We start from the raw sequence: 24,392 nt of genomic DNA on the forward strand, positions 1-24,392 counted from the left end.
AAGTCACTACTGTAACAGGATGATGCCACCTCCTAGATCGCCACGCAACACAAGGAGAATGATCATGCGTGTATTCGTGACGGGCGCTACCGGCTGGGTCGGTTCGGCGGTGGTGCGGGAATTGATCGCCCACGGCCACAAGGTGGTGGGCCTCAGCCGGTCCGAAGAGAAGGCGGCCGGGCTTGCGGCGGATGGCGCCGAGGTACTGCTCGGGATGGTCGGCGATCTCGACCTGATACGCAAAGGCGCGAGCGAAGCCGATGCGGTGATCCACACCGCGTTCAACCATGATTTCTCGCGCTTCGCCGCCAACGCCGCCGAGGACCGCGTTGCGATCGAGACCATGGGCTCCGTGCTCAAGGGCAGCGACCGGCCGATCGTAGTGACCTCCGGCCTCGGCCTGCTCGCACCGGGGCGGATCGCGACCGAGGACATGCCCGCCCCGCCCGTCTCCGATCGCTGGCCGCGCGCGTCGGAGGCTGCGGCCGAGGCGCTGGCGGCGGACGGCGTGCGCGGGGCGGCGGTGCGCCTGCCCCCGTCCGTCCACGGAGAGGGCGACCACGGCTTCATTCCCATCCTGATCAACCTCGCGCGGGAGAAGGGCGAGGCTGCCTATATCGGCGACGGCTTGAACCGCTGGTGCGGCGTCCACCGCGACGACGCGGCGCGCTGCTATCGCCTCGTGCTGGAAACGGGTGTGACCGCGCATGCCTATCATCCGATCGACGACGAGGAAGGCGTTCCCTTCCGCCGCATCGCCGAGACGATTGGCAAGGGGCTGGGCGTGCCGGTGGTCTCGAAGACACCGGAAGAGGCCGCGGACTATTTCACCTGGTTCGGGATGTTCGCGGGCATGGACATGCCGGCGTCGAGCGCGCTCACCCGCGAGAGGATCGGCTGGGCGCCGACCGGTCCCGGCTTCATCGAGGATATCGGCGGGGACTATTACTACCGCTGATGGTGCGGCGGAGCCGTCAGGCGACGAGGCGTCCCTGGGCTCTCCAGCCCGAGCAGATATTCCTTCGCCTTCAGACCGCCCGCGAAGCCGGTCAGCGATCCGTTGCTGCCGATCACGCGGTGGCATGGCGCGATGATCGAGATCGGGTTGCGGCCATTGGCGGTGCCCACGGCACGCGTCGCGGTGGGCTTCCCGATCTGCTGGGCGATGTCGGCATAGCTGCGTGTCTCGCCGAACGGGATGGTCAGCAGCGCCCGCCACACCGATTGCTGGAAATCGGTGCCGCGCATGTCGAGCGACACAGAGAAGGCGGTGCGGCGCCCGACGAAATAGTCGCCGAGCTCGCGCTCCGTCTGGACAAGTACGGGATGATCGGGCGTGTCGGCCAGCAAGCCGAGCCGCACCCGGTCCGGCGTGTCGTTTTCCCACAGGATGGCGACCAGCCCGTCGTCCGAGGCGACTAGGGTGAGCGCGCCGACGGGCGAGGCGATCGTCTTGCGGTGCAGGGTCATCGTGGCATCTCCGACTGTCTGCATCCCATGTAGGCGATCGCCCGCGCCGTTACCTCCCGCGCCTTGCTTTCAAAGCGAGAATTTCACGCCCGCGAAGCCGCCATAATCGTTGCCTTCCGCACGCGAGAAGGTGGTGTGCACCGTGCCCTCGAGCGCGACGCGGCTACCGATCCGCGCCGAGATGCCGCCCGCCACATCTCCATACACCTTGTCCGAGGCGCTGCTGATCTCGAAGCGGTTGATTACGGTGGCGGCGTCGGCGGGCGCGTAAAGCAGGTCGCGCTTGTCGCCATGGACGCTCTTCTCGGCGGTGGCGCGCAGCCACGGCGTGATGGCGGGGCCGAGATCGGGCCGCCATTCGAGGCCGGCCGAGCCCACCACCGTGTCGACCTTCTGGCTGTTGACCACCAGCGCCGCCGCTGCGTCGCCAGCTTCGGTATAGCCGTCCAGCTTCGCATGCGCCCAGGCGATGCCGGCGACCGGCCCGATCCGGCCCATCCCCGTCGGCACCAGCCAGCCCGCGCGACCGCCCGCGACGATGCTGGTGGCGTGCGGATGCGCGGTCAGCGGATCGGCGACGCCGGTGCGGTGGATGTCGAGATGGTGCCAGCCATAGCCGCCATAGACCTGCGCGAAGAGGCTGCCGGTGTCGTAGGCCGCATAGCCGCCGACCTGATAGCTTTTGGCGTGCGCGTCGTCGCCGGCGACGCTGCTGCTGTCGGCGTGCGACTTGGTCCAGCTGAAGATGCCGCCCGCGGTCAGCCCCGCCTGCTTCCACTCGACGCCGCCGGCCGCGCCCCACGAGCGGGTGCGATAACCGTCGGACGTGGCGTCGAAGTCGTAATGACTGCGGTTGCCGGTGCCCTGCAGATAGACGGAGAGCCCGTCCGGCCCCTTGCTCCCCCTCGCCAGATCGAGTCGGCCGGTGATCGTTCGGCTGAAATCCTGCGCGGCCTGATTCACCAGATCGCCGTTGGCGCGGAAGCTGTAGGGCGCTTCCAGCTGGTTGACCGCATAGCGGCCGACGAGATCGAACGCCGCCGAGGTCAGGTGGACGCCGTCGACGTAGAAGAAATATTGCTGCTGGAGCGCAGGATTGCCGATGCAGGTGAGCGGGCAGGCGGTCGTCACGTCCATGAAGCCGAAGCGGCCGGGATCGGCGCGCACGACGTTGCCGATCGTGGTGATGTCGACATAGGCGATCTGCACGCCATTGTTGGCGATCGGCGCGAGCAGCGCCTGCATCTTGGCGTTGTAGGCATCGCTGAACGCGGTGCCGACCGCAGCCGAGGGCTGGCCGAGCGCCTCGGGCAGTTGCCCGGCATCGCCCGCGATCCAGACGATGTGCTTGGCGCCCTTGCCGACGAGCTGGCGCACGCCGGTGATCGCGTCGGTCGCCGTCTGGGTGGTCGCGGCATCGACGCCGGCGAGCGTGCCGCCGCCGATCCGGTAGGCGCGCGCATCGTTGCCGCCCACCGACATGGCGAGCAGGTCGTCGGGCGAGAAGGTGCCTGGCGCCGTCGTCTCGAACAGCTGCACCTCCTGCGCGAAGCCGGGCAGCAGCGGGGATGCGATGTTGGCAGATCCCGCCTGTGCGCCGCCGAAGGCAAAGTTCGCTTCCGGCACGCCGTAATGGGTAGCGAGCGTGTCGACGAAGTTGGTGCCGCCCGAGAAACGTCCGGTCGGATAGACGGTGAAGTTGAACAGGCCGGGCGCGAGCGCGGCGACGTTGCCGATGTCGGCATAGGAATCGCCGAACGCGACGACCTTGTCGAAATCGCGGGCCATGGCCGGCGCGGCGAACGCGCACGATGCCAGCATCGCGGCCAGCGCCGCCTTCGAAATCCCCTGCAAAGCAACCTCCTCTGATCGAGCGCTGTTTCGCGCCTTTCCCTATTGGTAAACTATCTCTCGCTTGGGTGACAAGTGCTCGATGCGCTTGCGGCCTCGCTGTATGCGTGATCTAAGACACCCCCTTCGCGAGGCGCGAAACGCGCCGCCTGCCAAGGGGTTTCCTTTCATGCGTATCCTGCCGCTCGTTTCCTGCGTTTCCGTGCTCATGGCGCTCGGCTCGCCCGCCTTCGCCGCCGACAAGGGAGGCGACGCCAAGGAGGCGAGCAAGGATGCGCCGAAGCCCGACGGCGATCTCACGCCCTTCCCCGCTCCCAAATCGCTGAAGCAGAGCGCCATCATCGGCGGCAAGCGCGTGGATTATGTCGCGACGGTCGGCTCGATCCCGGTGAAAGACGAAAAGGGCAAGGTGACCGGCGAGGTGGTCTATACCGCCTACACCGTGCCGGGTCGCGGCCCGGGCCGGCCGGTGACCTTCGCGTTCAACGGCGGGCCGGGCGCGGCCTCGGTCTATCTGAACCTCGGCGCGATCGGCCCGAAGAAGGTGGAATTCGGCCGCAACGGCGATGCGCCCTCCGATCTCGCCGTGCTGCACGACAATGCCAACAGCTGGCTCGATTTCACCGATCTCGTCTTCATTGATCCGATCGGCACCGGCTTCTCGCGCAGCCGCGTCGATGCAGACCAGAGCAAGAAACTGTTCTTCAAGGCGGACGAGGACATCCATTATCTCAGCCGCGTCGTCTATGACTGGCTGCAGCAGAACGGCCGGATGACCAGCCGCAAATATCTCGTCGGCGAAAGCTATGGCGGCTACCGCGTGCCGCGCCTCGCTTACTATCTGCAGACGACGCTGGGTGTCGGCCTCTCCGGCATCACGATGGTCTCGCCCTATCTCGATCCGCCGGCGACGGGCGACGACGATTCTCTCTCGCCGCTGCCGTGGATGATCAACCTGCCGTCGATGGCGGCGGGGAAGATCGAGCGCGACGGCCAGCCGCTCACCGAAGCGGCGCTGGCGCCGGTCGAGCAGTATGACCGCACCCAGTTCGTGACCGACTATCTTGCCGGCGTCCGCAACAAGGAGGCGACCGATCGCCTCTCGGCCAAGGTCGCCGAGCTGACTGGCCTCGATCCGGCGCTGGTCCGCCGCATGGACGGGCGCGTCGACATTGGCACGTATCTGCGCGAGATCCGCAAGTCGCAGGGGCTGATCGGATCGGTCTATGATTCGAATGTGACCGCCTACGATCCCTTCCCGGCGGACAACAATCCGCGCGGCTTCCACGATCCGCTGCTCGAGGCCCTGCTGGCGCCCACAACCTCGGCGATGTCGGACTTCGTGGTCAATCAGGTCGGCTGGAAGGTGGACGGCCATTACGAAGCGCTGTCCGATGCGGTCGGCGAGGCGTGGGATCGCGATTCGGTGAACAATGACGCGCCGGTCCGGGATCTGCGCCGCGCGATCGCGATCGATCCCAAGATGGCGGTCAACATCGTCCACGGCTGGGACGATCTCTCCTGCCCCTTCTTCGCCTCGCGCCTGATCGTCGACCAGATGCCGAGCTATGGCAGCGCGAACCGGGTGCAACTCCACATGTATCCGGGCGGCCACATGTTCTATGCGCGGCCGGACAGTGGGGCGGCGCTGCGCCACGACATCATGGCGTCCTACGGGGCGATGTGAGGTGAGGGCCGCGCTGCTCGCCGCCGCCGCCCTCCCCCTCCTCGTCGCGGCAGCGCCCGCGCCGGTGACCCCGGCCGAGCTGTCCGCGACGGTGAAGGAGATTGCCTCGGAGCCCTATCAGGGCCGCGCACCGGGCACGCCGGGAGAGACGAAGACGATCGACTATTTGGTCGGTCGGCTGAAGGCGATGGGGTTGAAGCCTGCGGGGTCGGGCGGGCAGTGGACCCAGCTGGTGCCGATGATCCACAATGTCGCGGGCGCGCCCAAGGAGCTAAAAATCTGGTGGGGCGACTCCTTTCTCTCGCCCGTTGTCGGCGAGGATATCGCCCCGAGCACAACGCGCGCGACGGATGAGGTCACGATAAAGGACGCGCCGATGGTCTTCGTCGGCTACGGTGCGTCGGCGCCGGAACGCGGCTGGGACGACTTCAAGGGCGTCGACCTGCACGGCAAGGTCGCTGTCTTCCTCGTCAACGATCCGGACTACGAGGCCCAGCCGGGCGACGGCGCCTATGGCAAGTTCGGCGGCAAGGCGATGACCTATTATGGCCGCTGGACCTACAAGTACGAGGAAGCGGCGCGGCGCGGCGCCATCGCGGCGCTGATCGTGCATGAGGATGGACCGGCCGGCTATGGCTGGAACGTCGCGGCCAACACCGTCGGCGGCACTTATGCGCTCCCGGTCGCAGCGGGGCAGCCGCAGCCGGTTGCGCTGCAGAGTTGGATCAGCCGTCCTTTCGCGGACAAGCTGTTCAAGGCGGCTGGCCTCGATTTTGAAACGCTCAAGAAAAAGGCACGGCAAGCGGATTTCCATCCAGTCGAAATCACCGGCGCCCGATTCTTCGCCGACATGCCGGTGAAATCCGAGAAGATCGAGAGCCACAATGTGCTCGCCGCGATCCCCGGCACCGCGCACCCCGACGAAACGGTGATGTTCGGCGCGCATTGGGATGCCTATGGCGTCGGCGCGCCCGACGCGCAGGGCCGCACGATCCGCCCCGGCGCCAATGACGACGGCCTCGGCGTCGCCGGCCTGCTCGCGCTTGCCAAGGCGTACAAGGCCGGACCGCCTCCGCAGCGGACGATCGCGTTCGGCTTCTGGACGGCGGAGGAGCGCGGTCTGCTCGGCTCCGAATATTATGCGCAGAACCCGGTCTTCCCGGTGGCGAAGACGGTGGGCGTGCTGACCATCGACATCCTCCAGACCGCCGGCGCGGCGAAGGACGTGGTGCTGATCGGTGCCGGGCAGGACAGCCTGGAAAAGGACCTCGCGACGGTCGCCGCGATTCAGGGCCGCACGATCACGCCGGACAGCAAGCCCGAACGCGGTCTCTTCTACCGCGCCGATCATTTCTCGCTCGCCAAGCGTGGCGTGCCGACATTGCTGCTGATGGGGGCGGGCGGCGGCGCCGATCTGGTGAAGGGCGGCCGCGCGGCCGGCGACCAGTGGGTCACCGACTACACCGCGCATTGCTATCACCAGACCTGCGACACCTGGTCGGCGGACTGGGACCTCACGGGCGCAGCGGCGGACGTGAGTCTGTTCTATGATCTCGGCAAGCGACTCGCCTGGTCGCGCGAATGGCCGACGTGGAATTCCGGGTCCGAGTTTGCGGGCGTCCGCGCCAAGACGGCGGATCAGCGCAAACCCTGACTTCACACCCCTGAGCGAAAGACAGCGCTGGACATCTGGCCTTTTGGTCGCGCTTGCGCCAAAGGGGAGCCGCGCCCGCCAGAAGCCGCGTCGAGGGAGCCCGAATGACCGACGCTTTCGCCCGTACCCCGTCCACTGCCGTACTTCCGGCGCAACGCCTGCTGCTCTTCGGCGCGACCGGGGATTTGTCGCAGCGCATGCTGCTGCCCTCGCTCTTCTCGCTTCATGCCGAGAAGCTGATCGGGCCGGACCTCCGGATCATCGGCACCGCCCGGTCCGAGCTCAACGACGAGACCTTCCGCGCCGCTGCGGCCGAGGCGCTGGACAAGTTCCTCTCGCCAGAGGCGCGGGTGCCGGACGCGATCCCGTCCTTCCTCGATCGCCTGCACTATGTGCCGCTCGATGCGTCGAAGCCCGAAAGCTTCTCGGCGCTGAACGCGATGATGGGCGGCGATCCCAACCAGCATACCGCTATCTATCTTTCCACCGCGCCGTCGCTGTTCGGATCGACCATCGCCGGCCTGCAGAGCGCCGGGCTCGACGGCCCGAACTGCCGCATCGGCCTCGAAAAGCCGCTCGGCCACGATCTCGCCTCCTCGGCGGTGATCAACGATGCGGTGGCGGCGGCTTATGCCGAGGGCCAGACCTTCCGGATCGATCACTATCTCGGCAAGGAGACGGTGCAGAACCTGCTCGCGCTGCGCTTCGGCAACCGGATGTTCGAGCCACTGTGGAATGCCGAGAATATCGAGCATGTCCAGATCACCGTCTCGGAGACGGTCGGGTTGGAAGGCCGCGTCTCCTACTATGACGGCGTCGGCGCGCTGCGCGACATGGTGCAGAACCACATGCTCCAGCTGCTCGCGCTGGTGGCGATGGAGCCCCCTGCCCGCTTCGGCCCGCGATCGGTGCGCGACGAGAAGGTGAAGGTGCTCCGCTCGCTTCGCCGGATCGATCGCGCGACTGCCGCCCATGAAACGGTGCGCGGCCAATATACGGACGGTGCGGTCGGCGGAAAGGCGGTGCCGGGCTATATCGACGAGCTGAAGCAACCGTCGAACACCGAGACCTTCGTCGCGGTGAAGGCGCATGTCGACAATTGGCGCTGGCATGGCGTGCCCTTCTACCTGCGCACCGGCAAGCGGCTGCCGAATCGCCATAGCGAGATCGTGATCCAGTTCCGCGAGGTGCCGCATTCGATCTTCGCCGGGCGCGGCGCGGTGCTGCAGTCGAACCGCCTGATCATCCGCCTCCAGCCGGAGGAGAATATCCGGCTGATGACGATGGCCAAGGAGCCGGGCCTCGATCGCGACGGGATTCGCCTGAGAGAAGTCCCGCTCGATCTCTCGCTCACCACCGCCTTCGCCGGCTTCCGCCGCCGCATCGCCTATGAGCGGCTGCTGCTCGATCTGATCGAGGGCGATCCCACTCTGTTCGTCCGCCGCGACGAGGTGGAGGCGCAATGGGAATGGATCGACGCGATCCGAGACGGCTGGGAAGCCGCCAATGTCACACCCCGGCCCTATTCTGCGGGAACCTGGGGGCCGTCCGCCGCGATTGCGCTGACGGAACGCGATGGAGTGCACTGGAATGATTGAGGCCGAATGGTGGGATTATGAGGATGCCGAGGAGCTGGCCGAGCAGCTGGCCGGCGATATCGGCTTCATCATCGAAAGCGCGATCGACGCGCGCAACGAGTGCCTGCTGGTGCTGCCGGGCGGCAAGTCGCCGATCCCTGTGTTCGAGCGGCTCAAGGCGCAGAAATTCCCGTGGAAGAAGGTGACGATCGTGCCGGGCGACGACCGGCTGGTCGACGTCACCGATCCGCTGAGCAACGCCAACCTGCTCGCGCGCAACTTCATGCCGCTGGGCGCGCGCGTCGTGCCGCTCACCGCGGGCAAGTTGGGCGTCAAGCAGGCGGGTGAGGCGGCCGACGCGCGGCTCGCCGATCTGCACTGGCCGCCGGATATCGTGTGGCTGGGCATGGGCACCAACGGCCACACCGCCTCGATCTTCCACGGCCCGGATTATGACGAGGCATTGTCGTCCAAGAAGCGCGCGATCGGCCTCATCCCCGATCCGCTGCCGCCGGAAGCGCCGGTGGCGCGCGTGACGCTCACCCGCTCGGCGATCCTGTCCGCGCGCTCGATCCTCATCACCATCGACGGCGACGAGAAGAAGCGCGTGCTCGAAGAGGCGCTGGAGCAGGGCGACAAGTCGCAATGGCCGATCGGCCGCGTGCTGGCCGACGCCGAGCAGTCGATCGACATCCACTGGCGAGCAAAATGACCACCCTCCACCCCGCCGTCCATGCCGTCACCCAGCGCATCGTCGAGCGCTCGAAGCCGACGCGCGCGCGCTATCTCGATCTGATCGAGCGGCAGCGCGACGCCGGCGTCGATCGCTCGCGGCTGGGCTGCGCGAACCTCGCGCACGGCTTCGCGGCGGCGGGGGAGGACAAGGCGGCGATCCGGGGCGGGGCGGCGATGAACATCGGCATCGTCACCGCCTATAACGACATGCTCTCGGCCCATCAGCCTTACTATCGCTACCCCGAGCAGATGAAGCTCTGGGCGCGCGAAGTGGGCGCCACCGCGCAGGTGGCGGGCGGAGTGCCGGCGATGTGCGACGGCGTGACGCAGGGCTATGCCGGCATGGAGCTCTCCCTGTTCAGCCGCGACACGATCGCGCTCTCCACCGCGATCGGCCTCAGCCACGGCATGTTCGAGGGCGCGGCGATGCTCGGCATCTGCGACAAGATCGTGCCGGGCCTGCTGATCGGTGCGCTGCGCTTCGGCCATATTCCGATGCTGCTGATCCCCGCCGGGCCGATGCCGTCGGGCCTCGCCAACAAGGAGAAGCAGCGCATCCGCCAGCTCTATGCCGAGGGTAAATGCTCGCGCGACGAGCTGCTGGAGAGCGAAAGCGCCTCCTATCACGGCGCCGGCACCTGCACCTTCTACGGCACCGCCAACTCCAACCAGATGATGATGGAGATGATGGGGCTGCACGTGCCGCAGTCCGCCTTCGTCAATCCGGGCACCAAGCTGCGGCAGGCGCTGACCCGCGCCGCCGTCCACCGCGTCGCGGAAATCGGCTGGGATGGCGACGATTATCGTCCGCTCGGCCGAGTGGTGGACGAGAAGGCGGTGGTGAATGCCGCGATCGGCCTGCTCGCCACCGGCGGATCGACCAACCACGCAATCCACCTGCCCGCCATCGCGCGCGCGGCGGGGATCGTGATCGACTGGGAGGATATCGACCGCCTCTCCTCCACCGTGCCGCTGCTGGCGCGCGTCTATCCCAACGGTTCGGGCGACGTGAACCATTTCCAGGCGGCCGGCGGCCTCGCCTTCATCACCAGGACCTTGCTGGAGCATGGCCTGCTCCACGGCGACATCCTGACGATCGCAAAGGGCGGTTTCGCCGACTACACCGCCGATCCTCGCCTCGACGGCGAGGATCTGGTGTGGGAGCCGGCGCCCGCCGAGCCGCTCGATGCCAACATGGTGCGCCCGGCGTCCGATCCCTTCCAGGCGGATGGCGGCATGCGGCTGGTGAAGGGCAATCTCGGCCGCGCCATCATCAAGACGAGCGCGGTCGATCCGGCGCGCTGGACGATCGAGGCACCGGCGCGCGTCTTCTCCGATCAGTCGCAGGTGCTCGACGCCTTCAAGGCCGGCGAGCTGGATCGCGACGTGATCGTCGTCGTCCGCTTCCAGGGCCCGCGCGCCAACGGCATGCCGGAACTGCACAAGCTCACCCCGCCCTTGGGCGTGCTGCAGGACAAGGGCTTCAAGGTGGCGCTCGTCACCGACGGGCGCATGTCCGGCGCATCGGGCAAGGTGCCGGCGGCGATCCACGTCTCGCCCGAAGTGTTGGGCGGCGGCCCGCTCGGCAAGCTGCGCGACGGCGACATGGTGCGCCTCTCCGCTGAGGAAGGATCGCTGGAGGCTCTCGTCGATTTCGACGAATGGGAGGCGCGCCAGATCGCGGATGCCCCCCCGCCCGCGATCGGCACCGGCCGCGAGCTGTTCGCTTTCATGCGCAGCGGCGCGGACGATGCGGAGAAAGGCGGATCGGCGATGCTGGCCGCAATGGATGCGATCGTCTGATGCGGGAGGTGGAGGGCTTGTAATGCCCTTTGCGGGGCTTTTGCGCTAAGGGGCTGAACATGAACGCTCATGCGCACGACCACGATCATGGCCACGACCATCACGGTCATGACCACGGCCACCATCACCATGGCCCGGGTGGCCACCATGATCACGCCGCTGGTGCCAGCGCCAACCGCATCGCCATCGCGCTCGCGCTTAACCTGTCGGTGCTGGGTGCCGAGCTCTTCGGCGCCTGGTATTTCGGCAGCCTCGCGTTGCTGTCCGACGCGGCGCACATGTTCACCGATGCCGCCGGGCTCGCCATCGCGCTGGCGGCGCTCGCCATCGCCAAGCGCCCGGCCGACGACAAGCGTTCGTTCGGATACCGCCGCTTCGAGATCCTCGCCGCCGCCTTCAACGCGGTGCTTCTGTTCGTCGTCGGCGGCTTCGTGCTGGTGGAGGGCGTGCGCCGCTTCTTCGATCCGGTGCCGGTCGCCTCGTTCGGCATGATGGCGGTGGCGGGCCTCGCGCTGGTCGCCAACATCGCCGCGATGGCGGTGCTGTCGGGCGGGCGCGGCCACTCGATGGCGGTGAAGGGCGCCTATCTGGAGGTGATGGCCGATGCGCTCGGCGCGCTGGCGGTGATCGTCGGCGCCGGCTTAATCTATCTGACCAAACAGCAATGGCTCGATCCACTGATTGGCATCGGCATCGCGCTATGGGTGCTGCCACGCACTTGGTCGCTGCTGCGCGACACCACGCAGATCCTGCTCGAAGGCGTTCCCGCACGTCTGTCGCTCAATGAGGTGCGCGAGGCATTGGCGGAGCACGAGGGCGTCGGCGGCGTGCACGATCTTCATCTCTGGTCGCTGGCTGGAGACGACGCATCGCTCACCGCGCACGTCGAGCTGGTCGAAAATGCGGAACCGGAAGGCGTGCGGGTGGCTTTGATCCGGATGCTGGACGAGCGCTTCTCGGTTCGCCATGTGACTCTCCAGCTCGAGCAAGGGCCGTGCTGCGAGACGGGGCATCTGCATCCATGACCAAGGCGTACAAGATCCTGACGGCGGGCCAGTGGGCGGCATGGCAGGATCGCGGCGAGTTCGCTGGCGCGCCGATCGACATCGAGGACGGTTACATCCACCTCTCCGCCGCCGAGCAAGTGGCGGAGACGCACGCCAAGCATTTCGAGGGGCTGCACGATCTGGTGCTGGCCGAGGTCGATCTCGATCAACTGGGCGATGCGGTGGTGTGGGAGCCGTCGCGTGGCGGCCAGCTCTTTCCGCATGTCTACGGCACGATCCCGCTGAACGCAGTCATGGATGCCCGAGTGATCCCCGACGCGGATTAAGCCGCCTCCCATCTCTCCTCTTCACCGATCCGGATCCGTTCCGCCTGGCTCACCGCATCGGCCGCGCGGAGCGCCGCAAGAATCCGCATCAGGTGAGCCAGATCGTGCACCTCCAGATCGACATGGAAGGTATGGAAGCTCGAATCGCGGTGGACCAGCGACAGATTGAGGATGTTCGCGGCATGCTGGCCGAGGATTCCCGCCATCGTCGCGAGCGATCCCGGCTCGTTGCGGATGATCACGGCTAGCCGCGCGGTGCCGCCGTCGGACTGGTCACCCCAGGCGAGATCGACCCAATCGGCATCCTCGGGTCCAGCGGCCAAGGTCGGGCAGTCGATGGCGTGCACCTCCGCCGGAGCATCCGGTCGGCGGAGCCCGACGATGCGATCGCCCGGCACGGGATGGCAGCAATCGGCGAGACGGAAGGCGACGCCCGGCGTCAGGCCCTTGATCGAAACCTTGTCGCGTCGGGGCACCGGGCGTGATCCGGCCTCGGCACCGGGCATCAGGGCCTCTGCCACCGCCGCATCGTCGATGGTGCGGCGCGCGATCGCCTCCATCAGCGCATTCTCGTCGCCGAGATGGAGCCGCTTCACCGCCTCGGCCAGCGCATCGGGCTTGAGCGGCGCGGGCAGGCGGGAGACGATCTCGTCGTAGAATTTGCGGCCGAGCGCGATCAGCTCGACGCGCTCCTTCTGGCGGACGAAGCGGCGAAGCGTCGCCTTGGCCTTGCCCGTGACGACGAAGTTCATCCACTCCGGCTGCGGCTTCTGCGCGGCGGATTTCAGGATCTGGACCTGGTCGCCGTTCTGGATCGGCGTGCGCAGCGGCACCAGCCGTCCGTTGACCTTGGCGCCCACCGCCTGGTTGCCGAGATCGGTGTGGACGGCGTAGGCGAAGTCGATCGGCGTCGATCCCTTCGGCAGCTGGATCAGCTCGCCGTTCGGGGTGAAGGCGAAGATGCGATCCTGGTACATCGCCATGCGGGTGTGCTCGAGCAGCTCCTCGGGGCTGTCGGCATGGTCGAGGATCTCGACGAGGTCGCGGATCCAGCTGACCTTGGTGCCGCCCACGTCGGCGGCGGTACCCTGCTTGTAGGCCCAGTGCGCGGCATAGCCGTATTCGGCCTGCGCGTGCATCGCCTCGGACCGGATCTGGATTTCGATCCGCACCTTCTCGTTGTGGATCACGCTGGTGTGCAGCGAACGGTAGCCGTTGCGCTTGGGCGTCGAGATATAGTCCTTGAAGCGGCCGGGCACCATCGGCCAGCGCTCGTGGACGAGGCCCAGCGCGCGATAGCATTGCTCGGTATCCGCGACGACGACGCGGAAGGCCATGACGTCGGAAAGCTGCTCGAAGCTGATGTGGCGCTCGGTCATCTTGCGCCAGATCGAATAGGGATGCTTCTCGCGCCCCGTCACCTCGGCCTGGATGCCGTGGCGGCCGAGCAGCAACGTCAAACCGGAGGCGATGCGGGCGATCCGGTCCCCGCCGCCTTCCTTCAGCTGCTCCAGCCGCTTGGTGATCGATTCGTACGCTTCGGGTTCGAGCTGCTGGAAGGCGAGCGTCTGCATCTCCTTCATGAACTCGTACATGCCCACGCGCTCGGCCAGCGGCGCGTAGATGTCCATCGTCTCCTTGGCGATGCGGCGGCGCTTGGCCTCGCTCGGGATGTAATGGAGCGTGCGCATGTTGTGCAGGCGATCGGCCAGCTTCACCAGCAGCACGCGGATGTCGTCGGACATCGCCAGCAGGAACTTGCGCAGATTCTCGGCGGCGCGCTCGTTCTCGGACTGCGCCTCGATCTTGGAGAGCTTGGTGACGCCGTCGACCATGCGCGCGACGTTCGGGCCGAACAGTTTCTCGATCTGCTCGGGCGTCGCCACCGTGTCCTCGATCGTGTCGTGGAGGATGGCGGTGGCGATCGTCTCGTCGTCGAGCCGGAGATCGGTCAGGATACCCGCCACCTCGATCGGGTGGCTGTAATAGGGATCGCCTGAGGCCCGCTTCTGGCTGCCATGCGCCTGCATCGAGAAGACGTAGGCGCGGTTGATCAGCTCCTCGTCCGCCTCGGGATCGTAGCGGCGCACCCGCTCGACAAGTTCATACTGTCTCAGCACCACGGCATGATGTGGGTTTTGCGGGGTGCAAGGCAAGGCAAAGCGCGGCGCCGCGCGCTTTTTCTTCGCGCCAGTGGCACCCGCGCGACGGCATTTGGGTTTTTACCCGACTCGCCCTATCTATAGGTACGGAGGAGAGGGACTTTGGAGGACAGTGACGTCATTCGCCGGATCGTGACCGGTTGCAGCCTGACCGCGGCGCTGGAGGTGGTGGGCGAGCGATGGTCCTTCATGATCCTGCGCGGGGCCTTCAACGGCCTGGGCCATTTCGAGCAGTTCCAGTCGACGCTTGGTATCGCGCGCAACATCCTCGCCAACCGGCTCTCGCGGCTGGTGGCGCACGGGATGATGGAGCGCTGCCCCTGCACCGACGACAAGCGCAAGGTGGAATATCGCCTGACCGAGAAGGGCGAGGCTCTGATGCCGGTGCTGGTATCGCTGCGCCAGTGGGGCGCGCGCTGGACGGCCTGTCAGCCGGCCAACACGCGGCTTGTGGACAAGCGCGACGGCTTGCCCGTTCAGGAGGTCGGCGTGCTTGCCGCCGACGGTCGCAGGCTCGGCCTGCACGACGTCAAATGGGTGGTGCTGGAGCAGGACGAGGCGGAGGTCTCGCCATCGGGAACCGGCCGCGTCGCCGCGGCCGGCTGATCACTCACTCGTAATCCGGCCCGACATTCTGGTTGCGCGCCGGGGCTGCGGCGGTGAGGCGCAGCGCCTCGGCCGACTGGGCGAGCGAGCCCATCTCGTCGATCGCGTCGTCCTCGTCGATCTGCACGCGCTGCAGATTCGAGATCGCCGAATCGGACAGATGGTTCGGCGTGACCGTCTCGTCCGCGATCTCGCGCAGCGCGACGACCGGATTCTTGTCCCGATCGCGATCGATGGTCAGCTCGGCGCCGCCCGAAATCTGGCGGGCACGGTGCGCGGCGAGCAGCACCAGATCGAAACGGTTGGGGACCTTGTCGACGCAATCCTCGACGGTGACGCGCGCCATATGGGCTCCGTAAATAGCTGGGACGGAATGTGAGATGAAGGCGGGCAGGTAGCGATAGGCTGCCATTTTGTCAATGAAAGCACGCCGGCTTGCAACCATATACCGAGGTGGCGCATCTGAGGGCATGGCCACCGAAGCGGCGAAGAGCAAAGCGGACGCGAATGATCTGTTCGAGGTCGACGGCAATCGCCTGCACCTGCTGATCGACCGCGAGATCCGCCTGAAGGCGCTGCTGGACCTGATCGGCGAGGCGCAGGCCGAGCTGCGCCTGCTCTACTACATCTTCTGGGACAATCCGGTGGGTGTACAGGTTCGTGATGCGCTGGTGGCGGCGCGTGGCCGCGGCGTGAAGGTGTCGCTGCTGGTGGATGGCTTCGGCAGCGAGCGCACGGCGGACGGCTTTTTCGAGCCGCTGCGGGATGCGGGCGGGTCGGTTTGCCGATTCCTGCCGCGCAAGGGCCGCCGCTATCTGCTGCGCAACCATCAGAAGATCGCGCTGGCCGATGGCGGCAAGGCATTGATCGGCGGCTTCAACGTGGCCTCCGGTTATTTCGGACCGGCACCGACGGACTGGCGCGATCTCGGCATGCTGGTGGAAGGGCCGGCGGCCGGGCATCTTGAAGGCTATTTCGACATGGTCTTCGGCTGGGCGCACGAACCTAAGGCGAAGATGCGAGACCTGACTCGTGGCCTGAGGCGCTACAGCCAGAAACGCGGGCAGCTACGCTGGCTGTTCGGCGGGCCGACCCAGCGGCTTTCGCCCTGGACGCGTGCATTGAAAAGCGACATCGGCAAGAGTCGCCGGCTCGATATCATCGCTGCCTATTTCGCACCGAACCCCGGTACGCTGCGCCGCATTGGCCGGCTGGCGCAGCGCGGTACGCTGCGGATCATCTCGGCGGCGCATTCGGACAATACGATGACGATCGCAGCGGCGCGCAACTGCTACGTGCGCCTGCTCCGGCGCAGCGCGCAGATCTGGGAATATCAGCCGCAAAAGCTGCACACCAAGCTCTTCGTCGCGGACGACGTGAGCTATATCGGCTCGTCCAACTTCGACATGCGCAGCCTCTACATCAACTGTGAGATCATGCTGCGGATCGAGGACAGGGCGCTCGCCGATCGGCTGCATCGCCATTTCGAGGACGAGACGGACCAGTCTCGCGAGGCGAGCCTGGAGTTGCTTCGGGAGCGGGCAGGCTGGTGGATGCGCGCCAAATGGAAGCTCGCCTACTTCCTGGTGGCGGTGTTGGACTATACCGTCACGCGCCGCCTGAACTTCCGCAATCCCGGCGCCGAAATTACCTGACGGTCAGTCCTTGTGGAACCACCAGAGCTGGGCAGGCGGCACGTTCCAGAACTCGAATTCCTGATCGACACGGGCAAAGAATGGCTCGACGATCGAGCGGACCTTCGGGCGGAACTGATAGACCATGAAGGTGCCGCCAGGCCTGAGCGCCTCGGCCGTCGCTTTGGCGATGGCCGGCCCAACGCCGGCAGGCAGGGTCGTGAAAGGCAGGCCGGAAATCGCGTAATCGGCTTTCCCGAAGCCGAGCTGGCCCAGGATATCGTTCACGTCCGCAGCAGAGCCGTTGACGATCTGGAGTCGCGAATCCGGGATCGACCGCTTCAGATAGTCGCAGAAATCAGGGTTGGTATCGATCGCCACCAGCGTCGCGTCGGGCGCCAGGCGCTCGAGGATCGGGCGTGTGAAGGTACCCACGCCCGGGCCATATTCGACGATCAGATTGGTGCTCGCCCAATCGACGGGCGCCAGCATCCGGTCGATCGTTGCCCTGGAAGACGGGATGATCGAGCCGACCATCACCGGATGCTTGAGGAAGCCCCGGAAGAACATCGCCATGGGGCCGAGCATGCCCTTACGCTTGCGATACGCGGCCTGCTCCGCCGAAAAACCGGTCATGTTCTCTCCAACCCAGGGCCCGGCACTCGTCGAACACCCTCGCATGCAGCGTTGGCAAGCCCGCGCCCTGAAGGCAAGCCTTCGTGACGAAGAAGCGACTATGCGGTTTCAGAGCCGTGTCCGGCAAGTGACGGTATCGGCGGAATTTCCGCTTCATCGCGGGCGCGGGCCGGTCTATCCCGCCTGGCATGTTCAGCCCTCCTCCCGGCGCGATTGCGGTGATCTTCCTGTCGGGGCGAAGCGCTGCCGATCCGGAAGGCTACGGGGAAGCGGCGGCGGCGATGGAACTCGCCGCCTCGCGGATGGACGGCTATCTCGGCATCGATTCTACGCGTGACGGGGACGGCGTCGGCATTACGATCAGCTGGTGGCGGGACGAGGCGGCGGCGCTTTCTTGGCGCGACGATCCCGACCACGCGCGTATCCGCGACTCCGGCCGGGCGGTCTGGTACGACTGGTATCGCGTGATCGTCGCGACGGTCGACCGCGCCTATGGCTGGACGCGGCCGACCGGCGACGACTGACGGATCAATCCTCGCGCGGCTTGAACATGCCGGGCGAGACGAAGCCGATCGGCTCCAGCGCCATGGCGTCCTGCTTCAGCCGCGCCGCCATCTGCTCGTATTCACGCTCCATCTCGGGCGTGACGGAGGCCCTGGTCTCATCCAGCGCCCTCTCGAAATCGGCCATGGTGACGTCCTTGGCCTCCAGCGAGGTGCGCAAGGCGATCAGGCCGGCGCGTCGGGTGAGGTCCTCCAGGTCGGCGCCGGTGAAGCGATCGGTCCGCGTCGCCAGCGCGTCGAGATCGACGTCGCCGGCCAGCGGCATCTTGGCCGTATGGATGCCGAGGATATGCCGCCGGCCCTTCTCGTCGGGCACCGACACATAGACCAGCTCGTCGAACCGGCCCGGCCGCAGCAGCGCCGGATCGACGAGATTGGGCCGATTGGTCGCGCCGATCACCACGACCGATTGCAATTCCTCCAGTCCGTCCATCTCGGCGAGGATGGTGTTGACCACCCGCTCCGTCACCGCCGGCTCGCCCAGGCCTCCGCCACGCGCGGGGACAAGGCTGTCGAGCTCGTCGATGAAGATCACGGTCGGCGCCACCTGCCGCGCACGGGCGAACAGCCGCGCGATCTGCTGCTCGCTCTCGCCATACCATTTGGAGAGCAGGTCGCTCGATTTGGTGGCGATGAAGTTCGCCTCCGCCTCGCGCGCTACCGCCTTGGCGAGCAAGGTCTTGCCGGTGCCGGGCGGGCCGTAGAGCAGGAAACCCTTGGCCGCGCGGATGCCCATCCTACGGAAGGCGTCGGGATGCTTGAGCGGCAGCTCCACGCCCTCCCGCAGCTTCTCGCGCGCGGTGTCGAGGCCGCCGACATCGTCCCAGCCGACGTTCGGCGCCTGCACCATCACCTCGCGCATGGCGGAGGGCTGGACGCGCTTCAGAGCCTCCAGGAAGTCCTCGCGGGTGACGCTGAGCTCCTCCAGCACCTCGGGCGGGATAGTGCGCTCTTCGAGGTTGAGCTTGGGCATGATCCGTCGCACCGCCTCGATCGCTGCCTCGCGGCACAGCGCGGCGAGATCGGCACCCACGAAGCCGTAGGTGGTGCGCGCCAGCTCCTTGAGGTCCACCTTGTCGCCGAGCGGCATGCCGCGCGTGTGGATGCCCAGGATCTCGCGGCGGCCGCGCTCGTCCGGCACGCCGATCACGATCTCGCGATCGAAGCGGCCGGGACGGCGCAGCGCCTCATCGATCGCCTCGGGCCGGTTGGTGGCGGCGATGACGACGAGGTTCACCCGTTTCTCCAGCCCGTCCATCAGCGTCAGCAGCTGCGCGACGAGCCGTTTTTCGGCCTCGCCCTGCACCTGGCCGCGCTTGGGCGCGATCGAATCGATCTCGTCGATGAAGACGATCGAGGGCGCGGCCTTGGTCGCCTCCTCGAACACTTGGCGCAGCCGCTGCTCACTCTCGCCATAGGCCGATCCCATGATCTCGGGGCCGGCGATGTGGAAGAATTCGGCGTCGCTCTCGTTGGCGACGGCGCGGGCGAGGCGCGTCTTGCCGGTGCCGGGCGGGCCGTGGAGCAGCACGCCCTTGGGCGGCTCGACGCCGAGACGCTCGAACAGTTCGGGATAGCGCAGCGGCAACTCGACCATCTCGCGAATCTGGTCGATCGTGTCGCCGAGGCCGCCCAGATCGTCGTAGGTCACGTCGGCGCGGCGGGCCTCCTTGGGCTCCTCATATTCCGCGCGCAACTCGACTTCGGTATTCTGGTCGATATGGACGATGCCCTTGGGCGTTGTGGAGACGACGACCAGCCGGATTTCCTGCAGCGAGTAAGCGGGGCGATTGAGCATCTGGCGCAGCTGCGGCGGCAGATCCTCCTGCGTTACGCGCTGCTGGCCGGTGGTGGCGACGACGTCGCCCGCCGTGATCGGCTTCATCTGGAAGCTGCGCTTGAGCGCGGCGCCCGATCCCTGCAGGCGGAGATTCTGCTGCGCCGGCGCGAACACGACACGCTGCGCGGGCTTCGATTCGGCCTTGCGGACCTCGACGAAGTCACCCGAGCCGACGCCGGCATTGGCGCGCTGGAGACCGTCGAGGCGCAGGATGTCGAGACCTTCGTCCTCGGGATAAGGCTGGACGGCGCGCGCCGGGGTGGAGCGCTTGCCGACGATCTCGACGACGTCGCCCTCCACCACGCCCAGCGTCTGCATCGCGCCGCGCGGCAGGCGTGCGAGGCCATGCCCGCTGTCGTCGGGTCGCGCATTGGCGACCTGCAGGCGCGCGGCCTTGGTCTGATCGAGTGTCTCGGCGTCGGCCATCGTTCCCGCTCCGTTATGGTTGGAGGCCCCGGAAACATAGGCAACGCACGTCGCTTCTGCGAGTGGCAGGCGGCGGATAAAAAAAAGGCCGCCCCGAAGGACGGCCTGAAGTTTTAGGAGAGGATGCCTGAAAGGCAGGTTCGTTGTGCACCTGCACACAAATTTGTGCAAGTGCGAAATACTTGTTCGGTAATTGCATAGTTTGCAACCGTGCGCATTGAGTCGCGGGAGTTTTCGGCAGAATCGTTGCAAGATTGGACGGATTAGCCTATTTGCGACGCACAACAAATGCGGCCAAGAACGGGTCCGAGCGAGGCTGCCGATGCGACGATTGCCACCGCTGACAGCTGTCGAAGCCTTCGTTCAGGTCGCTCGCCTGGGCTCCGTCAAGGCCGCTGCTGAAGAGTTAGCCCTTTCTTCCCCGGCGCTTAGCCGGCGCGTACAGTCGATGGAGCGGTTCATCGGCCGTCCCCTGTTCGCGCGCCGCCATCAGGCGATGCTGCTCAACGGCGACGGTGAGATGCTGCTGTCGCGTATCGCACCTGCTCTTGATGCGTTGGGCGAGGCGATCGAGCAGGTGACCGGCGAGGCGGAACTGATGCGGCTCAAGCTCGGCGTGCTGCCGCTCTACGCGTCGCGACAGCTCATCCATCGCCTCCCCGATCTTCGCACCCGCTATCCGCACCTGCACATCGACATCGATACCGGCGCGCACGCCTTGGCACGACTAGGCGACGGTCTGGATGCGGCGATCGTGCTGGCCCGCGAGATCGAGCCGCCGCTCTACGGGCGCAAGCTCGGGCGCAACCGGATCGTGGCGATCGGCAACCGGGCGCGTCAGAAGGGGCCGAATCCGCTCACCGATCCTTCCGAGCTGGCGAAGGAGACGATCCTGCTCCACCGTGACATGCAGGACAATTTCACGCTGTGGCGGCAGGCGATCGGCATGCCTACGCTCGAGCCGCGCGCGATCGACATGTTCGATTCGGGTCAGCTGATCCTCGAATCGGCCGCCGAAGGGCTCGGCGTCGCCTTCATGCTCGATTTTCACCTGGAAGGCGCCAGCGATCCCCGCCTCATCAAGCTGTTCGCCGAGGAGGCCGAGGCCGAATCGCAGTATTGGTTCGTCTGCCGCCGCCCGGCCCTGTCGCGACGGCCGGTGCGGCTGTTCCACGACTGGCTGGTGGGCAGTTCGGACACATAATCGCAGTTCGCGCCGAGCCGGTCGAAGTGCCGCCCTTGTTCCTCGATCAAGAAGAAAGGACAGGGCTTCGACAGGCTCAGCCCGAAGGGGCGAAATCCGAGGTTAGGCGCCGACCGTCGCCTTGACGATCTTGCCCGGCGCACGCGGCGGCTCGCCTTTGGGCAGCGCGTCGACATGCTCCATGCCCTCGGTCACCACGCCCCAGACGGTGTATTGGCGATCGAGGAAGCGGGCGTCGTCGAAACAGATAAAGAACTGGCTGTTCGCGGAGTTCGGATTGGACGATCGCGCCATCGAGCAGACGCCGCGCACGTGCGGCTCGGCATTGAACTCGGCCTTCAGGTCCGGCTTCTTGGAGCCACCCATGCCGGTGCCGGTCGGATCGCCGCCCTGCGCCATGAAGCCTGGGATCACGCGGTGGAATACGACGCCGTCGTAGAAACCCTCGCCGGCGAGCTCCTTGATCCGCTCGACATGGCCGGGCGCGAGATCGGGCCGCAGCTTGATCACCACGTCGCCGCCCTTGCCGTCGCCCGTATCGAGCGTGAGGGTGAGCGTGTCGGCATGGGGCCCGGAGCCGGGGGTGGGGTGCAGCATGGTCGAGTCTCCTGCTTATTGTCGGGGGCGCTCTAGGCGGCGACGGCGGCGGCCGCCAGCCCATATTCGGCCGCGACCAGCTCGTAGGACCGGCGGCGGGCCATGTGATCGGGCATGATATTGACGATCATCATCTCGTCGGCCCGGTAAGCGTTCGCCACGCGATCGAGCTCGCTTCTGACATGCGCCGGGGTGCCGGTGATCGTCCGCCGTCGCCGCGTCGCCCGCGCCCCGGGCATGCTCGCCAGCCAGTCGACGGCTTCGGCTACGCTCGGCACCGGGATCAGGATGCCACGCACCAGATGCGCGAACATCATCGCGGCGGGCGCGGAGAGACGCTGCGCTTCTTCGTCCGTATCGGCGGCTATCGCCCAGACAGTCGCCAGCACCTCGGGCTTGTCGAGATGATGGGAGGGGACGAACATGTCGCGATAGAGCCTGGCGAGTTCGATACCATCCGGATTGATGAAGTCGGCGATGGCGTAAGGCAAGCCCAGCCGCCCCGCCAGCACTGCGCTGTCCGGCGAGGACCCGAGCAGCCAGACGGGCACACCCTCTCCTCCGCTCGGCAGCGTTGCGCGCAGTGGGGCGAAGACATGCTCGGGCGGCAGACCGGCACCGTCTTCCTTGCGATCGTCGAGATAGGCGAGCAGCTCGTTCAGCGCGGCCGGGAAATCCTCCGCGCCGAAGCCGCGCGAGCGATCCTGCCGCATGGCGAGCGCGGTGCGCTGGTCGCTGCCGGGCGCCCTCCCTAGCCCCAGGTCGATCCGCCCCGGCGCCAGCGCCGCCAGCATCTTGAAGGTCTCGGCCACCTTGAAGGGCGAATAATGCGGCAGCATGATCCCGCCCGATCCGATCCGCATCCGCCGGGTTACTTGCGAGACGGGGCCGATCAGCGCCTCGGGCGCGGCGCCGGCCAGTGCGGGCGTCGCGTGATGCTCGGCCATCCAGTAGCGGTGGTAGCCGAGACCGTCGCACAGCCGCGCGAGATCGAGCGTGTTCTGCAGGGCCTCGGCGGCAGTGGAGCCGGCGGCGATCGGCGACTGGTCGAGCACCGACAGGCGATAGGAAGCGTTCATGCCCGATCATCTAGGGTCGCGCCGCGCCGATGAAAGGGCTGACATTGCGCTGCGTCGCGTCTAAGGGCGCAAAAGGCTTTTGTTTCGGTCCCAAAAAGGAGGCGGCCCATGAGCGACACCGACCTCGAGGCTCCCGAACCGATCGCCGAGGTGGAGGCCGCCGAGCCCAGCCACGACGAGGACAACCGCCTCACCCGCGACTTCGTCGACACCGTCGTCGAGCATGTCGAGCAGGACGAAAATGAAGAGGCGCGCGCGCTGGTGCGGCCTCTGCACCCCGCCGATATCGCCGACCTTTTCGAGCTCGCCCCGGCCGACGCCCGCGCGCCGCTCGCCAGCGCGCTGGCCGAGCTGCTCGACGGCGACGTGCTTGCCGAGATGAACGACTGGGTGCGCGACGAGGTGCTGCAGGCGCTCTCGGCGCGGCAGGTCGCGGCACTCGCCACCGAACTCGATACCGACGACGCCGTCGCGATCATCGAGGACATGGACATCGAGGATCAGCGCGAGGTTCTGCGCGCGCTGGACCCGGACGATCGCGCCGCGATCGAGGAGGCTCTGTCCTACCCGGAGGAATCCGCTGGTCGCCTGATGCAGCGCGACCTGATCGCGGTGCCCGAGCATTGGACCGTCGGCGATGTCCTCGACTATCTCCGCCGCAACGAGGACCTGACGACCGATTTCTGGGAAATCTACGTCACCGATCACACCCATCATCCGGTCGGCACCTGCAAACTGAGCTGGGTACTTCGTACGCCGCGCTCGATCGCGATCGCCGATGTGATGCAGCGCGAGCAGACGTTGATCCCCGTCGACATGGACCAGGAGGAGGTCGCCCTCCGCTTCCAGAAATACGCGCTGATCTCGGCCGCCGTTGTGGATGCCGCCGGCCGGCTGGTCGGCATGATCACGGTCGACGACGTCGTCCACATCATCCAGCAGGAAGCGGGCGAGGACATCCTCGCCATGTCGGGCGCCGGCGACGGCGACATCAACGAGCCGCTGCCGCGCACCATCCGATCGCGCATGATCTGGCTGCTGATCAACCTCGGCACCGCGATCCTCGCGGCTTCAGTGATCGGCGCCTTCTCGGGCGCGATCGAGAAGCTGGTGGCCTTGTCCGCGCTGATGACGATCGTCTCGGGCATGGGCGGCAACGCTGCGACGCAGACGATGGCGGTGACGGTGCGCGCGCTCGCCACCAACCAGCTGACCTCGTCCAACACCTGGCGGATGATCGGCCGCGAATGGTGGATCTCGGTGGCCAACGGCATCGGGCTGGGCGCGTTGATGACGCTCGGCTGCCAGCTTTACTACCATGACCTCGGTTTGTCGGCGATCCTGTTCGCCGCGATGATCATCAACAGCATCAATGCGGGCCTCGCCGGCGTGCTGATCCCGCTGGGGCTGGAGAAGCTCAAGGTCGATCCCGCCGTCACCTCCACGGTGTTCGTGACGACGATGACCGACTGCATGGGCTTCTTCGCGCTGCTCGGGCTGGCCACCGCCTTCAACGTATCGTGATGTTGCCGGAG

At 66.7% G+C, this 24,392-nt stretch carries 21 protein-coding genes; 13 read left to right on the forward strand and 8 right to left on the reverse strand.

Annotated elements, in window-relative coordinates:
* The first annotated feature begins 64 nt into the window (after nucleotides 1-64).
* Complete coding sequence (locus HZF05_RS00100; protein ID WP_160364606.1) at nucleotides 65-958, forward strand: SDR family oxidoreductase; 894 nt, start codon at nucleotides 65-67, stop codon at nucleotides 956-958.
* Here HZF05_RS00100 and HZF05_RS00105 read toward each other — a convergent pair.
* Both HZF05_RS00105 and HZF05_RS00110 read right to left on the reverse strand, forming a co-directional pair.
* Complete coding sequence (locus HZF05_RS00105; RefSeq protein WP_160364607.1) at nucleotides 949-1,470, reverse strand: methylated-DNA--[protein]-cysteine S-methyltransferase; 522 nt, start codon at nucleotides 1,468-1,470, stop codon at nucleotides 949-951. The two genes, HZF05_RS00100 and HZF05_RS00105, sit on opposite strands and share 10 nt — an antisense overlap.
* A 69-nt stretch (nucleotides 1,471-1,539) precedes the next feature.
* Nucleotides 1,540-3,324 carry an autotransporter domain-containing protein gene (locus HZF05_RS00110; RefSeq protein ID WP_160364608.1) on the reverse strand — a complete coding sequence of 595 codons (1,785 nt, stop codon included), beginning with the start codon at nucleotides 3,322-3,324 and terminating at the stop codon, nucleotides 1,540-1,542.
* A 166-nt stretch (nucleotides 3,325-3,490) separates the two neighbouring features.
* Between HZF05_RS00110 and HZF05_RS00115 the strand changes: the two genes are divergently transcribed.
* The 7 genes from HZF05_RS00115 to HZF05_RS00145 all read left to right on the forward strand — a co-directional run bounded on the left by HZF05_RS00115 (nucleotide 3,491) and on the right by HZF05_RS00145 (nucleotide 12,110).
* Nucleotides 3,491-5,008: a S10 family peptidase gene (locus HZF05_RS00115; RefSeq protein ID WP_160364609.1), complete on the forward strand. Its 1,518-nt coding sequence runs from the start codon at nucleotides 3,491-3,493 to the stop codon at nucleotides 5,006-5,008.
* On the forward strand, nucleotides 4,944-6,662 hold the full coding sequence (locus tag HZF05_RS00120) for a M20/M25/M40 family metallo-hydrolase (protein ID WP_160364610.1): 1,719 nt from the start codon (nucleotides 4,944-4,946) through the stop codon (nucleotides 6,660-6,662). Before HZF05_RS00115 ends, HZF05_RS00120 begins: the two co-directional genes overlap by 65 nt.
* A gap of 104 nt (nucleotides 6,663-6,766) precedes the next feature.
* Nucleotides 6,767-8,260, forward strand: a complete 1,494-nt coding sequence (gene zwf / locus HZF05_RS00125; RefSeq protein WP_160364611.1) for a glucose-6-phosphate dehydrogenase — start codon at nucleotides 6,767-6,769, stop codon at nucleotides 8,258-8,260.
* The gene (pgl, locus tag HZF05_RS00130; protein ID WP_160364612.1) at nucleotides 8,253-8,951 is read left to right on the forward strand and encodes a 6-phosphogluconolactonase; all 699 of its coding nucleotides are present in this window, start codon (nucleotides 8,253-8,255) and stop codon (nucleotides 8,949-8,951) included. The genes zwf and pgl overlap by 8 nt, the downstream gene beginning before the upstream one ends.
* The gene (gene edd, locus HZF05_RS00135; protein ID WP_160364613.1) at nucleotides 8,948-10,777 is read left to right on the forward strand and encodes a phosphogluconate dehydratase; all 1,830 of its coding nucleotides are present in this window, start codon (nucleotides 8,948-8,950) and stop codon (nucleotides 10,775-10,777) included. The genes pgl and edd overlap by 4 nt, the downstream gene beginning before the upstream one ends.
* Nucleotides 10,778-10,836: 59 nt before the next feature.
* Entirely contained in the window at nucleotides 10,837-11,802 is a 966-nt protein-coding gene (locus tag HZF05_RS00140) for a cation diffusion facilitator family transporter (RefSeq protein WP_160364614.1), read from the forward strand.
* A complete protein-coding gene (locus HZF05_RS00145) occupies nucleotides 11,799-12,110 on the forward strand; it encodes a DUF952 domain-containing protein (RefSeq protein WP_160364615.1) in 312 nt (103 codons plus the stop codon). The genes HZF05_RS00140 and HZF05_RS00145 overlap by 4 nt, the downstream gene beginning before the upstream one ends.
* Here the strand turns inward: HZF05_RS00145 and HZF05_RS00150 are convergent.
* Nucleotides 12,107-14,230: a RelA/SpoT family protein gene (locus tag HZF05_RS00150; RefSeq protein ID WP_160364616.1), complete on the reverse strand. Its 2,124-nt coding sequence runs from the start codon at nucleotides 14,228-14,230 to the stop codon at nucleotides 12,107-12,109. The two genes, HZF05_RS00145 and HZF05_RS00150, sit on opposite strands and share 4 nt — an antisense overlap.
* A 144-nt stretch (nucleotides 14,231-14,374) precedes the next feature.
* On the opposite strand from HZF05_RS00150, the gene HZF05_RS00155 reads away from it, so the two are divergent.
* Complete coding sequence (locus HZF05_RS00155) at nucleotides 14,375-14,878, forward strand: winged helix-turn-helix transcriptional regulator (RefSeq protein ID WP_160364617.1); 504 nt, start codon at nucleotides 14,375-14,377, stop codon at nucleotides 14,876-14,878.
* Between the two features lie 4 nt (nucleotides 14,879-14,882).
* On the opposite strand, the gene rpoZ is transcribed toward HZF05_RS00155, so the two are convergent.
* Complete coding sequence (gene rpoZ, locus HZF05_RS00160) at nucleotides 14,883-15,224, reverse strand: DNA-directed RNA polymerase subunit omega (protein WP_160364618.1); 342 nt, start codon at nucleotides 15,222-15,224, stop codon at nucleotides 14,883-14,885.
* 124 nt (nucleotides 15,225-15,348) lie between these two features.
* Here rpoZ and HZF05_RS00165 point away from each other — a divergent pair, with 124 nt between their 5' ends.
* The gene (locus HZF05_RS00165; RefSeq protein WP_160364619.1) at nucleotides 15,349-16,533 is read left to right on the forward strand and encodes a phospholipase D-like domain-containing protein; all 1,185 of its coding nucleotides are present in this window, start codon (nucleotides 15,349-15,351) and stop codon (nucleotides 16,531-16,533) included.
* A 3-nt stretch (nucleotides 16,534-16,536) separates the two neighbouring features.
* Here HZF05_RS00165 and HZF05_RS00170 read toward each other — a convergent pair whose 3' ends face one another.
* Nucleotides 16,537-17,148 (reverse strand): class I SAM-dependent methyltransferase, encoded by a 612-nt coding sequence (locus tag HZF05_RS00170; protein ID WP_160364620.1) that lies wholly within the window; start codon nucleotides 17,146-17,148, stop codon nucleotides 16,537-16,539.
* A 188-nt stretch (nucleotides 17,149-17,336) separates the two neighbouring features.
* On the opposite strand from HZF05_RS00170, the gene HZF05_RS00175 reads away from it, so the two are divergent.
* Entirely contained in the window at nucleotides 17,337-17,672 is a 336-nt protein-coding gene (locus HZF05_RS00175; RefSeq protein WP_160364621.1) for an antibiotic biosynthesis monooxygenase family protein, read from the forward strand.
* 4 nt (nucleotides 17,673-17,676) lie between these two features.
* On the opposite strand, the gene HZF05_RS00180 is transcribed toward HZF05_RS00175, so the two are convergent.
* Nucleotides 17,677-19,977 carry a CDC48 family AAA ATPase gene (locus HZF05_RS00180; RefSeq protein ID WP_160364622.1) on the reverse strand — a complete coding sequence of 767 codons (2,301 nt, stop codon included), beginning with the start codon at nucleotides 19,975-19,977 and terminating at the stop codon, nucleotides 17,677-17,679.
* A gap of 322 nt (nucleotides 19,978-20,299) precedes the next feature.
* On the opposite strand from HZF05_RS00180, the gene HZF05_RS00185 reads away from it, so the two are divergent.
* The gene (locus HZF05_RS00185) at nucleotides 20,300-21,181 is read left to right on the forward strand and encodes a LysR substrate-binding domain-containing protein (protein ID WP_181638780.1); all 882 of its coding nucleotides are present in this window, start codon (nucleotides 20,300-20,302) and stop codon (nucleotides 21,179-21,181) included.
* 102 nt (nucleotides 21,182-21,283) lie between these two features.
* Here HZF05_RS00185 and HZF05_RS00190 read toward each other — a convergent pair whose 3' ends face one another.
* Entirely contained in the window at nucleotides 21,284-21,778 is a 495-nt protein-coding gene (locus HZF05_RS00190; protein WP_160364623.1) for a peptidylprolyl isomerase, read from the reverse strand.
* A gap of 32 nt (nucleotides 21,779-21,810) precedes the next feature.
* Entirely contained in the window at nucleotides 21,811-22,857 is a 1,047-nt protein-coding gene (locus HZF05_RS00195; RefSeq protein ID WP_160364624.1) for an LLM class flavin-dependent oxidoreductase, read from the reverse strand.
* Nucleotides 22,858-22,965: 108 nt separating this feature from the next.
* On the opposite strand from HZF05_RS00195, the gene mgtE reads away from it, so the two are divergent.
* Nucleotides 22,966-24,381, forward strand: a complete 1,416-nt coding sequence (gene mgtE / locus HZF05_RS00200; RefSeq protein WP_160364625.1) for a magnesium transporter — start codon at nucleotides 22,966-22,968, stop codon at nucleotides 24,379-24,381.
* The last annotated feature ends 11 nt before the right edge of the window (nucleotides 24,382-24,392 follow it).

The organism is Sphingomonas chungangi, assembly GCF_013778325.1.
GTDB classification, from domain to species: domain Bacteria; phylum Pseudomonadota; class Alphaproteobacteria; order Sphingomonadales; family Sphingomonadaceae; genus Solisphingomonas; species Solisphingomonas chungangi.

What these genes read in the sequence shown, in the direction of transcription:
- HZF05_RS00100 (WP_160364606.1), top strand. Translation starts at nt 65, where the DNA reads ATGCGTGTATTCGTGACGGGCGCTACCGGCTGGGTCGGTTCGGCGGTG.
- HZF05_RS00105 (WP_160364607.1), bottom strand. Translation starts at nt 1,470, where the DNA reads ATGACCCTGCACCGCAAGACGATCGCCTCGCCCGTCGGCGCGCTCACC.
- HZF05_RS00115 (WP_160364609.1), top strand. Translation starts at nt 3,491, where the DNA reads ATGCGTATCCTGCCGCTCGTTTCCTGCGTTTCCGTGCTCATGGCGCTC.
- HZF05_RS00120 (WP_160364610.1), top strand. Translation starts at nt 4,944, where the DNA reads ATGCGCGGCCGGACAGTGGGGCGGCGCTGCGCCACGACATCATGGCGT.
- zwf (WP_160364611.1), top strand. Translation starts at nt 6,767, where the DNA reads ATGACCGACGCTTTCGCCCGTACCCCGTCCACTGCCGTACTTCCGGCG.
- pgl (WP_160364612.1), top strand. Translation starts at nt 8,253, where the DNA reads ATGATTGAGGCCGAATGGTGGGATTATGAGGATGCCGAGGAGCTGGCC.
- edd (WP_160364613.1), top strand. Translation starts at nt 8,948, where the DNA reads ATGACCACCCTCCACCCCGCCGTCCATGCCGTCACCCAGCGCATCGTC.
- HZF05_RS00140 (WP_160364614.1), top strand. Translation starts at nt 10,837, where the DNA reads ATGAACGCTCATGCGCACGACCACGATCATGGCCACGACCATCACGGT.
- HZF05_RS00145 (WP_160364615.1), top strand. Translation starts at nt 11,799, where the DNA reads ATGACCAAGGCGTACAAGATCCTGACGGCGGGCCAGTGGGCGGCATGG.
- rpoZ (WP_160364618.1), bottom strand. Translation starts at nt 15,224, where the DNA reads ATGGCGCGCGTCACCGTCGAGGATTGCGTCGACAAGGTCCCCAACCGT.
- HZF05_RS00165 (WP_160364619.1), top strand. Translation starts at nt 15,349, where the DNA reads ATGGCCACCGAAGCGGCGAAGAGCAAAGCGGACGCGAATGATCTGTTC.
- HZF05_RS00170 (WP_160364620.1), bottom strand. Translation starts at nt 17,148, where the DNA reads ATGACCGGTTTTTCGGCGGAGCAGGCCGCGTATCGCAAGCGTAAGGGC.
- HZF05_RS00175 (WP_160364621.1), top strand. Translation starts at nt 17,337, where the DNA reads ATGTTCAGCCCTCCTCCCGGCGCGATTGCGGTGATCTTCCTGTCGGGG.
- HZF05_RS00180 (WP_160364622.1), bottom strand. Translation starts at nt 19,977, where the DNA reads ATGGCCGACGCCGAGACACTCGATCAGACCAAGGCCGCGCGCCTGCAG.
- HZF05_RS00185 (WP_181638780.1), top strand. Translation starts at nt 20,300, where the DNA reads ATGCGACGATTGCCACCGCTGACAGCTGTCGAAGCCTTCGTTCAGGTC.
- HZF05_RS00190 (WP_160364623.1), bottom strand. Translation starts at nt 21,778, where the DNA reads ATGCTGCACCCCACCCCCGGCTCCGGGCCCCATGCCGACACGCTCACC.
- HZF05_RS00195 (WP_160364624.1), bottom strand. Translation starts at nt 22,857, where the DNA reads ATGAACGCTTCCTATCGCCTGTCGGTGCTCGACCAGTCGCCGATCGCC.
- mgtE (WP_160364625.1), top strand. Translation starts at nt 22,966, where the DNA reads ATGAGCGACACCGACCTCGAGGCTCCCGAACCGATCGCCGAGGTGGAG.